Annotated in this window: 12 protein-coding genes; 8 read left to right on the top strand and 4 right to left on the bottom strand. The window is 52.6% G+C overall.

Annotated elements, in window-relative coordinates; translation table 11 throughout:
• The 4 genes from AAY72_RS05985 to hxpB all read left to right on the top strand — a co-directional run.
• Positions 1-1049, top strand: a 1049-nt coding sequence (locus AAY72_RS05985; protein ID WP_057786041.1) for a sigma-54-dependent Fis family transcriptional regulator, incomplete at its 5' end; no start/stop codon positions are given.
• Positions 1050-1097: 48 nt separating this feature from the next.
• A complete protein-coding gene (locus AAY72_RS05980; RefSeq protein WP_057786039.1) occupies positions 1098-2114 on the top strand; it encodes a DUF3137 domain-containing protein in 1017 nt (338 codons plus the stop codon).
• A gap of 10 nt (positions 2115-2124) precedes the next feature.
• The gene (locus AAY72_RS05975; RefSeq protein ID WP_008984974.1) at positions 2125-2688 is read left to right on the top strand and encodes a LemA family protein; all 564 of its coding nucleotides are present in this window, start codon (positions 2125-2127) and stop codon (positions 2686-2688) included.
• The gene (hxpB, locus tag AAY72_RS05970) at positions 2688-3335 is read left to right on the top strand and encodes a hexitol phosphatase HxpB (protein ID WP_057786037.1); all 648 of its coding nucleotides are present in this window, start codon (positions 2688-2690) and stop codon (positions 3333-3335) included. Before AAY72_RS05975 ends, hxpB begins: the two co-directional genes overlap by 1 nt.
• Here the strand turns inward: hxpB and AAY72_RS05965 are convergent.
• Positions 3304-4197, bottom strand: a complete 894-nt coding sequence (locus tag AAY72_RS05965) for a LysR family transcriptional regulator (RefSeq protein WP_057786035.1) — start codon at positions 4195-4197, stop codon at positions 3304-3306. The two genes, hxpB and AAY72_RS05965, sit on opposite strands and share 32 nt — an antisense overlap.
• Positions 4198-4322: 125 nt before the next feature.
• Between AAY72_RS05965 and AAY72_RS05960 the strand changes: the two genes are divergently transcribed.
• Positions 4323-5426 (top strand): NADH:flavin oxidoreductase/NADH oxidase, encoded by a 1104-nt coding sequence (locus tag AAY72_RS05960; RefSeq protein ID WP_057786033.1) that lies wholly within the window; start codon positions 4323-4325, stop codon positions 5424-5426.
• Between the two features lie 158 nt (positions 5427-5584).
• Positions 5585-6115: a DUF3617 family protein gene (locus tag AAY72_RS05955; protein WP_057786031.1), complete on the top strand. Its 531-nt coding sequence runs from the start codon at positions 5585-5587 to the stop codon at positions 6113-6115.
• A gap of 8 nt (positions 6116-6123) precedes the next feature.
• Here AAY72_RS05955 and AAY72_RS05950 read toward each other — a convergent pair whose 3' ends face one another.
• The 3 genes from AAY72_RS05950 to AAY72_RS05940 are packed head-to-tail and all read right to left on the bottom strand — an operon-like array spanning position 6124 to position 9854.
• Positions 6124-7122, bottom strand: coding sequence for a LacI family DNA-binding transcriptional regulator (locus AAY72_RS05950; protein ID WP_008984984.1), 999 nt, complete (start codon positions 7120-7122; stop codon positions 6124-6126).
• Positions 7123-7146: 24 nt separating this feature from the next.
• The gene (locus AAY72_RS05945) at positions 7147-8487 is read right to left on the bottom strand and encodes a glycoside-pentoside-hexuronide (GPH):cation symporter (protein WP_057786029.1); all 1341 of its coding nucleotides are present in this window, start codon (positions 8485-8487) and stop codon (positions 7147-7149) included.
• A gap of 32 nt (positions 8488-8519) precedes the next feature.
• Entirely contained in the window at positions 8520-9854 is a 1335-nt protein-coding gene (locus AAY72_RS05940; RefSeq protein WP_057786026.1) for a GH1 family beta-glucosidase, read from the bottom strand.
• Positions 9855-10014: 160 nt separating this feature from the next.
• Between AAY72_RS05940 and AAY72_RS05935 the strand changes: the two genes are divergently transcribed.
• Together AAY72_RS05935 and AAY72_RS05930 are read left to right on the top strand one after the other, a co-directional pair.
• On the top strand, positions 10015-11286 hold the full coding sequence (locus AAY72_RS05935) for a sugar MFS transporter (protein ID WP_057786024.1): 1272 nt from the start codon (positions 10015-10017) through the stop codon (positions 11284-11286).
• A gap of 3 nt (positions 11287-11289) precedes the next feature.
• Positions 11290-13821, top strand: coding sequence for an exo 1,3/1,4-beta-D-glucan glucohydrolase (locus AAY72_RS05930; protein ID WP_057786022.1), 2532 nt, complete (start codon positions 11290-11292; stop codon positions 13819-13821).
• The last annotated feature ends 55 nt before the right edge of the window (positions 13822-13876 follow it).

The raw sequence follows: 13876 nt of genomic DNA, 5'->3' as shown, positions 1-13876 counted from the left end.
GCGCCGACGACTACCTGACCAAGCCGTTTAAACGGCAGGAGCTGTTGCTGGCAATCAGCAAGGGCCTCAGTGCCTGGCGGTTACGCCAGCAAAATCAGCAACTCACCGAACAGTTAAGCGAGCAGCAGCAACTGGTGGAGCTGATTGGCCATGCGCCCTGTATGCAGCAGTTGTTTCAGCGCATTAATCGGATCAGCGCCAGCCACGCCACTGTGCTGATCAGCGGCGAAAGTGGCACCGGCAAAGAGCTGGCAGCCCGTGCGCTGCATCAGTTGTCGGGGCGTAAGGGCCCCTTTATCGCTATTAACTGCGGTGCAATTCCGGAGCAACTGGCCGAAGCTGAGCTGTTCGGTGCCGAAAAAGGCGCCTATACCGGTGCTCATCAGAGTAAAGCCGGGAAATTTGAAGCCGCTAATGGCGGTACCCTGTTTCTGGATGAAGTGGCCGAGCTACCGGCTGCGCTGCAGGCCAAACTGTTGCGACTGCTACAGGAAGGTAAGGTCACGCGACTGGGTAGTCATCAGGAAATTAGCCTGGATGTGCGACTCATTGCGGCCAGCCATCAGGATCTGGCGCAGGCGGTGCAGGAAGGCCGCTTTCGGGAGGATTTGTTTTACCGCTTAAATGTAGTGCCACTGCATATGCCGGCATTGCGCGAACGACGGGAAGACATCCCGCGACTGATCCAGCACTTTTTACAAAAAAGCCAGCAACGCTATCAGCTGCCGGCAGCAGAGCTGAGTAAAGCCGCGCTGCGCCAACTAATGGACTACCCCTGGCCTGGCAATGTGCGTGAACTGGCAAACCGCATTGAGCGTTTTGTATTACTGGCAGATGAGCGCGAGCTATTAGCCGATCTTAACACTGCAGCTACCGTCAGCAGCGGCTTTGTATTACCGGCGGAGGGCCTGAACTGGCAACAACATGAGCGCGACTGCCTGCTGCAGGCGCTATCGCGCAGCAATGGCAACCGCGCCCAGGCCGCCAAACTACTGCAGCTACCTTATAAGGCGTTTTTGTACCGGCTGGAAAAATATCAGCTTGGCTAAAATCAGACCGTCCTGCTAAGGTAAAGTCTTTGCTTGTCGCGGAGGCTTATGGCTGCCATTAACCCCAATCGTCAGCTGGCACAGGCCATCAGCAGGTTACAGAAGCAACTGAATCAGGTTGCGGATAAAACAGCCCTGATGGCAGTACTGGAGCAACTGGCCCTACTACCACAACCGATCCGCTATTCTTTTAAGCAGCGCGCTTATCTTTGCAGCGCGGGGCTGTTACTAAGCCTGCTAATGGCTGTACTGACCTATCAGTTACAAAGCAGTGTCGTGCTGTATTATGCCGCAGCTATCCTGGCACTGTGCAGTGTCGTACCGCTACTGGCTGCGCTTTACCATTTACAGCAGTTAAAACGCTTTACTGAGCATTTGTACTGGAAAAATGCGCTACTGGATAACAACTTATCGGAGCTGGCCAACACGGACTGGCCAAACGTCACCCGCAGTTGGCAGCAGCAGTTTGCCGAGTTCCGGCGAGGTAATCATCAGCGGGAATTCCGCCAGCTTATCCGCGGCCACTTCAGCGGCGCCGAACATCAATTTAGTTACCACTACTGGCATTTTCATTATGTAAATAAACGCACTCAGGTAACGACTAACAGTAAAGGTCAGGTGCAAACCCGTACCGTATACGACCACTTTGACCGCTATGGCCTAATTATCCCTTTTGCCTATTGCCGCGATCTCTTTGTGACGTCCTTTGCCGCTGACGGCATTACTGGCGAACGTTATACCAGCGACTCTGGTCGCTTTAATAAGATCTTTCAGGTGCGGGCCGCCGAACCGATGCAAGCAGCACGGTTTTTAAAACCAGCGGTGATAGTGGCGCTGGAGCAACAAGCCCGGCAGTTGAAACAACTTAATCTGGCCTTTAGTCATGACGGACAGCTTTGTATCAGCTTTGCTGACAACGATATGTTGCAGAGTAAAGCCCCTTGCGGTCTGGATCAACTGGCGCAATTCAGGCAAAGTATCGAACAACCAACTGCACTGCCCAAGCTCAGCCAGCTGTTAGCGACAGTGCATCAGCTACTGCGGCATTCAGACAGTAACTTTTAGGAGCAGCACCATGGGACTGGGTATTCTAATCGGCATCGTCAGCATCGTTTTGATTATGGTGGTGGTCATTTATAACGGCATTATCACCCGGATGAACGCAGTGGAGCGCGGCTGGGCGAATGTGATTACTCAGGAGCGGCAGAAGAATAAGATGATCCCGCATCTGGAGCAGGTGACTGAACAATTTAAACAGCATGAAATGGGGTTACAAAGCAGTATTGCCGAACTACGTTCCGGCTTAGCGCGTTTACAACCCGGCACTATCGATACCGCCACCTTGCAACAGGTTGAAGGTAGCACCCAAAAACTATTGCAGGGTTTAACTGTAGCGGTAGAAGCCTATCCGGAACTCAAGGCTTCTGAAATCTTTAACAACCTGATGCGTGAAATCGCCGAACAGCAAGAAAATATCGGTGCCGCGATCCGTATTTTTAACCAGAATGTGGAAGACTTTAATAATGGCATCGAAGTCTTCCCCAATTCGCTGGTAAATACCCTGCTCAACAAAAAAACCCGGGTAACGCCGTTTCACGATAGTGAAGCTGAAGCGGGTTTTGAGTACAAATTAAAATAATGTTTCAGGCAGTAATTTTTGATATGGACGGTGTGCTGATCGACTCTGAGCCACTCTGGCATCAGGCCGAACAGCAAATTCTCGGTGGGCTGGGTGTCGATTTTAGCCGGCCACCACTACTACAAAGTACCGGCCTTACCACGGCTGCGGTCATCGCGCACTGGTATCAGCATCAACCCTGGCCCTTACTTAGCCCGGAGCAGGTACATCAACAGATTATCGACTTTGTTGCCTCTTGCGTCGCCAGCAGTGGCGAACCGAAAACCGGCTTACTGGCGCTGCTGGCCGAAAATGCAAGGCGTCAGCTCAAGATGGCCGTCGCCACCAACTCGCCTAAGTTGCTGCTGGATACCACCTTACAGCGGCTACAAATCCGGCAGTATTTTCAGGCGCACTGCCATTTAGAGTTGGTCAGTCGCGGTAAGCCGGCGCCAGATATTTATCTGCTGGCGGCCAGCCAGCTTGGCGTCGCACCAGAACAGTGCCTGGTATTTGAAGATTCCTTTGCTGGCGTAACGGCTGCCAAAGCCGCGGGGATGACTGTAGTCGCCATTCCCGCTGCACATGAATGGCAGCACAGCAAATTTGCGATTGCCGATTATAAAATTCGTTGTTTTACTGAATTTGACTGGCGGCAGCTTGGTTGAGAGTACTGCGGATCCGCTCCAGTACCAGCCGGCAACGGGCATTTAACGGCCACTCGGCGCGATAAATTGCCCATAGTGTATCGATTACCGGCTGGCCACATTGCAATACAGCAATCTTATCTTGGGCAGCAAACGCCTGCCGTGCATAACGGGGGACCACGGTAAAGCCTAAGCCCAGAGCCACCGGCTGCAGTAACAAGCTTACCTGATTGCTGTAGCCCTTGCAGGGCAGGGTTGTTACCCCCGGATTACCCGGAAAATGCCGGCTAAGCAAACGGGTCGCCATCGCTTTGCCATCGGGGTGGTTAATAAAGCCTAAGCGCTGTAAATCCTGCCATTCCCGCACTTGGTAACCCGCAGGGTATACCAGCTCCAGCGGCTCTTCGGCAATTTCTTCAGCATATAACCGGGGATCATCCGGTTTAAAGGTTAACACCCCCAAATGGTAGCTATTATCCAGTACCGCCTGTTGTACTTCAGCGCCCGGCGCAAAACGGTGCCGGATAATTAATCCGGGTTGGCTTAGTTGTAACGCCAGTAAATCGGCATATAACAATAAACCACTGCTGCCCGGTGTTACTAAGCCAACATCACCCTGCAAACTGTCGTTAGCTTGCAAGCGTTGCTGCAAACATTCATTTGCCGCCGTTATCTCATCAGCATAACTAAGCAATAGCTGGCCGGTTGGCGTTAACGCCAAAGGCCTTAGGCTACGTAATACCACACAGCCATACTGATCTTCTAACTGCCGGATATGCTGGCTGACCGCCGCCTGGGTTAAGCCTAATTGTTCTGCCGCCCGGGTAAAGCTGCCGGTACGCGCGATGGCTTGTAAACTTTGCAGCCAGTTGAGATTTGTCATAATGATAATTTATGCATAACATAAGTTTATATGTATTCTTATTATACTCTCATTACTCTAAAATCGCCGCATACTTTTTAGCCGCAGGTAACCCTGCCTTATTTGCCGTTTTAACAGGAAATCGTATGAGCGCGTTGTTTAGCCCCTTTAATTTAAAAAGTGTCACCTTACGTAACCGCATCGCCATTCCGCCGATGTGCCAGTATAGCGCCGTAGATGGCTTTACTACCGATTGGCATTTGGCCCATTACACCTCACTGGCCCGCGGTGGCGCAGGCCTGGTGATTGTCGAGGCTACCGGTGTTGCACCGGAAGGACGTATTACCCCGGGCTGTACCGGGTTATGGCGAGATGAGCAGCAAGCGGGCATGGCGGCCATTGCAAAAGCCATTAAAGAGGCAGGCAGTGTACCGGGCATTCAGCTGGCGCATGCCGGCCGTAAAGCCAGTGCCAATAAGCCTTGGGAAGGTGATGATCATATTGCCGCTGACGATAGTCGTGGCTGGCAAACTATCGCGCCATCGGCCGTTGCTTTTGGCCATCATTTACCCAAAGTACCGCGTGCTATGACTATCGACGATATCAAGCGGGTGCAAGCCGATTATGTGGCGGCAGCAAAACGGGCGCTGACAGCCGGCTTTGAGTGGTTAGAGCTGCACTTTGCCCATGGCTATCTGGCGCAAAGCTTTTTCTCCAAACACAGCAACCAGCGTACTGACGAGTACGGCGGTGACTTTGCCGGCCGCAGTCGCTTTTTATTAGAAACGGTGGCAGCAGTGCGCGCGGTTTGGCCTGAACATTTGCCACTGACTGCCCGCTTTGGTGTGATTGAGTTTGACGGCAACGACGAAGAAACGCTGCAAGAATCGATTGAGCTGACGCGGCAAATGAAAGCTCTGGGGCTGGATCTGCTAAACGTCAGTGTTGGCTTTACTATTGCCGAAACGAATATTCCTTGGGGGCCGGCATTCTTAGGCCCGATCGCCCGGCAAGTGAAGCAACAAGCCGCATTGCCGGTAGCCTCATCCTGGGGTATCGACACACCACAATTAGCAGAAAATGCCGTGGCCAGCGGTCAAATGGACTTGGTAATGATTGGCCGGGCGCATTTAGCTAATCCGCACTGGAGCTATGTTGCAGCACAGCAGTTACAAATCGACAACCCGGCCTGGGTATTACCGGCACCTTATGCCCACTGGCTGGCGCGTTACCGGCCGAACAGCGACTAATTGTTAAGCCGACAAAGTGCCTGAACTCGCAGCATGCTGCAAAACCTGCTGCGTATTCAGGCTCTACATGACGGACCGCTAATATCGAATTCTATGCCAAAAGTGGAGGGATCGGCCTAATTAAGCTAGGCTCAGTGCTAACGTAGATGGAGGTCGTCATGAAAAAGTCAGTTTTAATCCCCTTTTTTGTGGTTACAGGGTGGTACTCAGCAACAACTTTAGCGCAAAACATCGAACTCGATTTAGAGCCGGGCCTGTGGCAACACAGCTTTAAAGTCAGCAGCCAAAGCGGCCGGTTAGAGCAGATGATGCAGGAAGTGCAGCAGCAATTGGCGGCGTTGCCAGAAGCGCAGCGGCAGATGATGCTGGACATGCTCAAGGCGCAAGGGATGAGCTTTGATGGTATGACCGGCAGTGTCGAAGTTTGTATGACCGCTGAAGATCTAAAACAGGGCAAGCTGCCGGAGCAGGAAGGCTGCAAGCAACAACTGACTCAGCAGGATAAAAACCGCTTTAGCTTTACCTTCCAGTGCAGCTCGGAGCCACCAAGCAGTGGCAGCGGTGAAATGCTGATTATCGATCGCAAAACTTATCAGGGTTCAGCCAGCTTTAGCAGTGACTTTGAGGGCCAACAGGAACAGATGCAAATGAGTCAGCAAGGGCGCTGGTTACGTAGCAACTGCTCCTAGCCATTCGCTTACACAGCCAGCACAGAGTCACGGCTAATCAGTGCTGGCTCAAATACCTGCTGTACCTCGTTGCCATCATATTGGTAAACTTCACGCAGTACCCAGCGGGCAGCCATCTGCCCCATGGCACTAATTGGATAATCGATAGTCGACAGCTTCGGATAGGTGTAATAGGCAAAATTGACATTGTCATAGCCCATTACCGACAGCTGCTGCGGAATGTTAAGCCCCAGCTCACGCGCGGCAGTAATGGCGCCCGATGCCATTTCATCGTTGGCACAGACCAGCGCACTAAAGGTTTTACCCGTTTTCAGCAGGCTCTCTAAGCCCTTGCTGCCACCGGTTTCGCGGAAATCACCTTCAAAAAATAATGCCGGATCGGCAGTAAGCTGATATTCCGCCAGCGCGCGCTGATGGCCATGATAACGATCGCGGGCGTCGGTTTTCCACATCGGGCCGGCAATATAGGCAATTTTCCGGTGCCCTTGCTGCAGCAAGTGCCGGGTGGCCAGATAACCACCCAGCTCGTTATTAAGACTAATACAACGGTCAGCAATAGCCGGAATATGACGGTTAAGCAATACAAAGGGCGTCTCTTCAGCAGCCAGCGCCAGCAGATAGTCGTCTGATACCGCTTCGACATGCAGGATCAGTGCATCACAATTACGGCTTTTCAAAAACTCAATGCCGTCTTGCTCGGTGGCCAAATCACTGTGACCTGCGGTAATGATCACATGTTTGCCGGCCGCACGAAATTCGGCTTCAATACCGGTTAGCATGGCACCATAGAATGGACCGTGCAGTTCCGAGACCAGCACCCCGATACTGTTTGAACGATTCGAAGCCAGCGACTGCGCGATACTATTTGGCCGGTAATCCAGCTGTGCCATCGCATCCAGCACCTTACGCCGGGTCGACTCCTTAACCGGCGTATTATTGTTCATCACCCTTGATACGGTGGCCAGTGACACTCCAGCCAGCTTGGATACTTCGTAAATCGTCGCCATAGTGCGAACTTATCCTTTCCTCAATCAGACTCTCACTGCCGCTTCGCGCGCTGCCAGATCGGCCGATACCTGTGCTACCTGCTGCCGATGCAGCGGATAATAGCGCATAATCCAGGCGACCAATACGGAACCCAGCGCCGGCAGTAGCGTAAAGCTTAATAAAATACCCTGTTGCGTTACCGCCGTTTGCTCTGCCGCCGGTTGATACTGATAAAACGCCAGTAACCAACCTGCCAAGGCCCCACCCACTGCCAGGCCCAGCTTAATAAAAAATACCACCGACGAGTACACCAGGCCGGTGGTGCGCACACCGGTTAACCACTGGCCATAATCTACCACATCAGCCATTTTTGCCCACAGCATCGGGGTGGCCATTTGTAAGAAGAAACACCAGGCAATATGCAGCACAATCGCTAACTGCCATTGACTGCTGCCAACCCAAAAGCCAGCGGCACAGAGTAAGGCGGCCAGCAGCTGCAGGGCAATATAGGCTTTCACCTTATCTACCCGCGCCGCCACAAACTGGGCACAGGCACAGCCAGCGATATTACCCAGCATGCCGAGTGTCATAAAGGTGGTGACCAGATCTTCGCGCAGTAAAAAGTACTTCACATAGTAAATAACCAAAGTATTTTTCAGTACCATACCGGTTAATAACACCAGCGCAGCCAGACTCAACACCCGCCAAGCCGGATTTTGCCACAATGCCTTCAGCCCGGTTTTTAACGTCAGTTGCTGATCGGCAGGTGGCTTAACCCGTTCGCGCGTACCCTTAAAACAGAGTAAAAACAGCAGCACTCCCAGCACGCTCATTGCCGCTATCGTCAGCTGATACCCTTTGGCCTGATCGCCCTGCCCAAAAAAACTCACCAGGGGCAGGGTGCAGGCAGTAACCAGCAAGCCACCCAGCATACCAAACACAAAGCGGTAGGATTGCACCGACACCCGCTCATCCGGATCGGCAGTCAGCACGCCGCCCAATGCCGAATAAGGAATATTGATAGCGGTATAGGCCAGCATCAGCAGGGTATAGGTGATAAAGGCATACCAGATTTTGCCGCTGGGCGATAAATCCGGCGTAGTAAAGGCCAATACGCTAATAAAAGCAAAGGGTAGCGCCAAATACAACAGATAAGGCCGGTATTGGCCAAAGCGGCTTTGGGTTTTATCTGCCAGCGCCCCCATCAGCGGATCGGTGATGGCATCGATAATCCGCACCACTAGAAACATGGTGCCGACCACCGCCGGCGAAATACCAAAAATATCGGTATAAAAAAAAGTTAAAAACAACATCACCGTCTGAAAGATGATGTTGCTGGCAGTATCGCCAAGGCCATAAGCGATTTTTTCTTTTTTGGTCAGCATAATTCTACCCTGTTGCAGTGCGCTGCTTATTATTATTTTCTGCTTTGCCAAAGTTGCTGCAATGCCCGGCCGCTGGCTTTCACAATGCGCTGCTGAGTGGCGTAATCGACATAGACTATACCAAAACGCTTGGCATAACCCTCGGCCCATTCAAAATTATCCAGCAAACTCCAGGCAAAGTAGCCGCGCACGTTCACGCCGGCAGCAATGGCCTGCTCGGTTGCCACTAAGTGGCTTTGATAATACGCCAGTCGGTCAGTATCCTGTACTTCACCCTCTACCAATTGATCGACCATGGCCGCGCCATTCTCGGTAATGTAGACCGGCGGTAGCGGATAACGCTGATGTAGCTGCAACAGAATTTCCGTTAACCCTTGCGGGTAAATTTCCCAACCCATGTCGGTCAGTGGCGGTTGTGTCGGTTTAACATCATGAAACCAGCCATCTTTACCGGCAGTAAACACGGTACGGGTATAGTAATTAATGCCGAGAAAATCCAGCGGCTGGGCAATAATCTGCAGATCGCCCTCAGCGATCTGCGGCAATTCAGCTGGCGCCAGGTAGGCACTCAAATCCGGATAGCTACCTTCCAGTAAAGGTTGCAGATACCACTGATTATGATACTGATCGGCCAACCAGGCGGCCTGTTGATCGGCTTTGACTTCGGTCGCAGCAAAGCAAGGGCTGAAATTCAGTACTATGCCATTTAATGCCTTTGGACAGTTACGGCGCAACACCTGTAGAGCCAGACCGTGCGCCAGCAATAGGTGATGCGCCGCCTGCCGGCCATGCTGGCGGTTTTGTTCACCCGGCGCATGAATACCGGCCTCATAACCCAGATAGGCGCTGCAGAATGGCTCATTTAAGGTGGCATAAGAGTAAACTTTATCACCAAAGGCCTGACTGACCACCTCGGCATATTCGGCAAAACGATAGGCAGTGTCCCGATTTAGCCAGCCGCCCTTGTCTTGCAGATATTGCGGCAAATCCCAATGGTATAAGGTCACAAAAGCTTTAATCTGCCGTGCTTCCAACTCAGCAAGTAAATCCAGATAAAACTGCAGGCCGGCCTGGTTAACACTGCCATCGGCGCGGATCACCCGGCCCCAAGCCACAGAAAAGCGATAGGCATCCACCCCTAAACCGCTAATCAATTCAATATCATCACGCCAGCGGTTCAGATGATCGCAGGCTACCAGCCCATCAGAGCCGTCACGAATCCGGCCAGGCTCGGCGCAAAAGGTATCCCAGATACAGGGCTCGCGACTCTCGGCGGCACCTTCAATCTGAAAGGCGGCGGTGGCGACACCAAAGATAAAATCTGAGCGTAACAGCGGTGAATTTTCGGCTAATACAATCTTCTGCATAGAGGCTTCTTCTGTCTAGTTTTTGCACATGCTTTTTGCACAATAGCACCAAAAAATATTGCGCTCAGCGGCAGGTGTGCTATAAATGAAAGCGCTTACATTAATACTAGACGCCGCTTTGCCGAACGTCAATTAAAACAGAAACGACAAGGGAACCCTTATGGCTGCCACACCCATTATTACGCCAGACGCTGCTGCGCAGCCAGGCGCGCCAACCAGCTACCGCTTTGCGTTAACGGCATTAACCTCATTATTTTTTATGTGGGGTTTTATTACCTGCTTAAATGACATTTTGATCCCCTATTTAAAACTGCTGTTCGATCTGAACTACACCCAGGCGATGCTGATCCAGTTCTGCTTTTTTAGCGCTTATTTTGTGGTCTCGATCCCGGCCGGTATGTTGGTCAGCCGCATTGGCTATAAATCGGGGATCGTCACCGGTTTGTTAATCGCCGGCGCCGGTTGTTTGTTGTTTTTACCGGCAGCTGAAATGCATGTCTATGCCATGTTCCTGTTTGCACTCTTTGTACTGGCCTCGGGTATTACTATTTTACAGGTGGCGGCGAATCCTTATGTCAGCGTAATGGGCAAACCAGAAACCGCCTCCAGCCGCTTAACGATGACTCAGGCGTTTAACTCTTTGGGTACCACAGTCGCGCCCTTCTTCGGTGCCTGGCTAATCTTCGGCGGTATGAATGCGCCTGAGCCGGTGCCGGGTGCCGTTACCGAATCAACGGTGCAAGTGCCTTATTTAATCCTGGCCGCCAGCCTGATACTGCTAGCCATTATTTTCGCCTGGTTAAAACTGCCAGCTATGGGTAAAAAAGATCCGGCAGCAGCCCTGCCACTGGGCGGTAAAGCCTGGCAGCAACGGCATTTAGTGCTGGGCGCTATTGGTATCTTTGTTTATGTTGGTGCCGAAGTCGGTATCGGCAGCTTTTTGGCCATTTATCTGTCACAACCGGAAATCGGCGGTATGACCACAGCAGCCGCCTCACACTATATTTCCTGGTACTTTGGCGGTGCTATGGTTGGACGTTTTATTGGCGCTGCGGTAATGCAAAAGCTGAATCCGGGCAAAGTTCTGGCCTTTAATGCACTAATGGCCGTGCTGTTGCTGGCCTTAACAATTTTATCCTCTGGCAAGCTGGCAATGTGGTCCTTACTGCTGGTCGGCCTGTGTAATTCAATTATGTTTCCAACCATTTTCAGCCTGGCGCTGCAAGGTCTGAAACAATATACCAGCCAGGGATCGGGCATTCTGTGCCTGGCGATTGTTGGCGGCGCTATTTTACCTGTGCTGCAGGGCATGCTGGCTGACCAGATCGGGGTGCAACTAGCTTTTGTATTACCGCTGGTATGTTACCTGTATATTGCTTTCTATGGTCTGAAAGGCTGTATCCCGCAAACTCCGGTTACAACGAAGGAATAACGGATGAAGATAAAGAAAACCACTATGGCCATGTTGATGCTTTCTGCCAGTGGCAGCCTGCTACTGACCGCCTGCAGCGAGGCCCCGACACCGGTGGCCCGCGAAAGTGCCAAACCGCCGGTCTGGCCCGCCTTAACACTGCCGGTACCGCAAGACCAGGCGATGGAGCAAGCGATTAGCGAGTTAATGAGCAAGATGACGCTGGAGCAAAAAATTGCCCAGATGATTCAGCCGGAAATCCGTGATATCACCGTAGAGGACATGCGCAAATACGGCTTTGGCTCCTACTTAAATGGTGGCGGCGCCTTCCCGAATGACAACAAATACGCCACCCCGGCCGACTGGATTGCCTTAGCCGAAGCCATGTATCAGGCGTCAATGGATGCCAGTATCGATGGCGTCGCTATTCCAACCATGTGGGGTACCGATGCCGTACACGGCCACAATAACGTGATCGGCGCGACCATTTTTCCACACAATATCGGTTTAGGTGCCGCGAACAATCCGGCGCTGATTGAACAAATCGCTGAAGCCACAGCTCGCGAAGTGATGGCGACCGGTATCGACTGGGTGTTTGCGCCGACAGTGGCCGTAGTGCGCGATGACCGCTGGGGCCGCACCTACGAAAGTTACTCCGAGAATCCGGATATCGTGCGCGATTACGCCGCAGCTATCGTGCGGGGTTTACAAGGTGCCGCCGATCAGGATTTCCTCAGCGAACGGCGGGTGATCAGTACGGTGAAACACTTTGTCGGCGATGGCGGTACTACCGGCGGTGTCGATCAGGGTAATACCGAGGTCAGCGAAGAAGAACTGTTCCGCATCCATGCCCAGGGCTATGTCGGCGGTTTAGAAGCTGGCGCGCAGACAGTGATGGCGTCTTTTAATAGCTGGAATGGCAGTAAAATTCATGGCGATCGCTACCTGCTGACCGAGGTACTCAAAGATCGGATGGGTTTTGATGGTTTTATCGTTGGCGACTGGAATGGTCATGGCCAGATCCCGGGTTGTACTAATGATAACTGCGCCCAGGCAGCAAATGCCGGCCTGGATGTGTATATGGTGCCGACCGCCGCCTGGAAGCCGCTTTATTACAATCTGATTGAGCAGGTAAAAACCGGCGCGATCCCAGAAGCGCGGATTGATGATGCCGTACGGCGTATTCTGCGCGTGAAAAAACGTGCTGGCTTATTTGATAAGCCAAGCCCGGCACAGCGCCCACTGGCCGGCCGTACCGAGTTAATCGGTGCGCCAGAACACCGCGCCGTGGCCCGCGATGCCGTGCGCCAGTCGCTGGTACTGTTAAAGAATAACGAGCAGTTACTGCCGCTGAAACCGCAGCAACGTATTCTGGTCACCGGCCCTGGCGCCGATAATATCGGCCAGCAATCCGGCGGCTGGACCATCAGCTGGCAGGGTACCGGTAATACTAATGAAGATTTCCCAGGCGGCACTTCGATTTATGGTGGTATCGCCCGCCAGGTTACGGCCGCAGGTGGGCAGGTTGAGTTATCAAGTGATGGCAGCTTTACGGAAAAACCCGATGTCGCTATCGTGGTCTTTGGCGAAGAACCCTATGCCGAAGGCAATGGTGATCTGGATAACCTGGAATATCAGCGCGGTAATAAAACTGATCTGGCGCTGCTGCAACAGTTAAAGGCGCAGGGCATTCCAGTGGTGTCACTCTTTATCAGTGGCCGGCCGATGTGGGTCAATCCGGAGCTCAATGCCTCAGATGCCTTTGTTGCAGTCTGGCTGCCGGGTAGTGAAGGCGAGGGCGTAGCTGATGTGATCCTGCGCAATGCTGCCGGAGAGGTGCAATATGATTTCCACGGCAAGTTATCCTTCTCCTGGCCAGCAACACCACAGCAAAGTACTGTCAATATTGGTGATGCTGACTATCAGCCGCTGCTGCCCTACGGTTTTGGCCTGCGCTATGGCGATGCCAGCACCCTGAGTAACACGCTGTCAGAAGATAGCGGTGATGCTGCCGCCAATAGCGAGATGGTGATCTTTGAACGCGCACCACGCTCCCCCTGGCAGTTACAGCTACTGAGTGGCACCGAGCGTATTGGCGTAACCAGTAGTGTGCAGGAGTTTGGTGCTATTCGTAGCCGTACCTTTGATAATCAGGTACAGGAAGATGCCCGCCGCTTTGAATTTAGCGGTAAGGCGAATGCCGGCCTGAACTTCGGTAGCCCTTTCCCACGGGATTTGCGTGCATTTGGCAACGCCGACAGTGTACTGACACTGCAGCTAATGCGCCGCGGCGCCGTGCCGGAGCAAGTCGCGCTCAGTATGAGCTGTGGCGAAGCCTGCCGTGGTAGTCAGAATATTGCGCCAGCACTGGCCGCAATGCCAGAAGGCGAATGGCAAACGCTGCAAATCAGCATCAGTTGTTTACAACAGCAAGGGCTGAATTTGGCACAGGTATTTAATGTGCTGACGATAGAAAGCGCCGGCGAGCTAAACCTGAGCCTGGCCGATGCGCGGATCCAGCGTGTTAGCGATAATACTGCGCAGGCTTGTCAGTAAGATCTAAACATCCAGCAACAAAGGCGCCGTTATGGCGTAATGCCGATCAGTTAAT

It is taken from the genome of Alishewanella sp. WH16-1 (genome assembly GCF_001441695.1).
In the GTDB taxonomy this organism is placed as follows: domain Bacteria; phylum Pseudomonadota; class Gammaproteobacteria; order Enterobacterales; family Alteromonadaceae; genus Alishewanella; species Alishewanella agri.
This window is presented reverse-complemented; position numbering and strand designations above follow the sequence as displayed.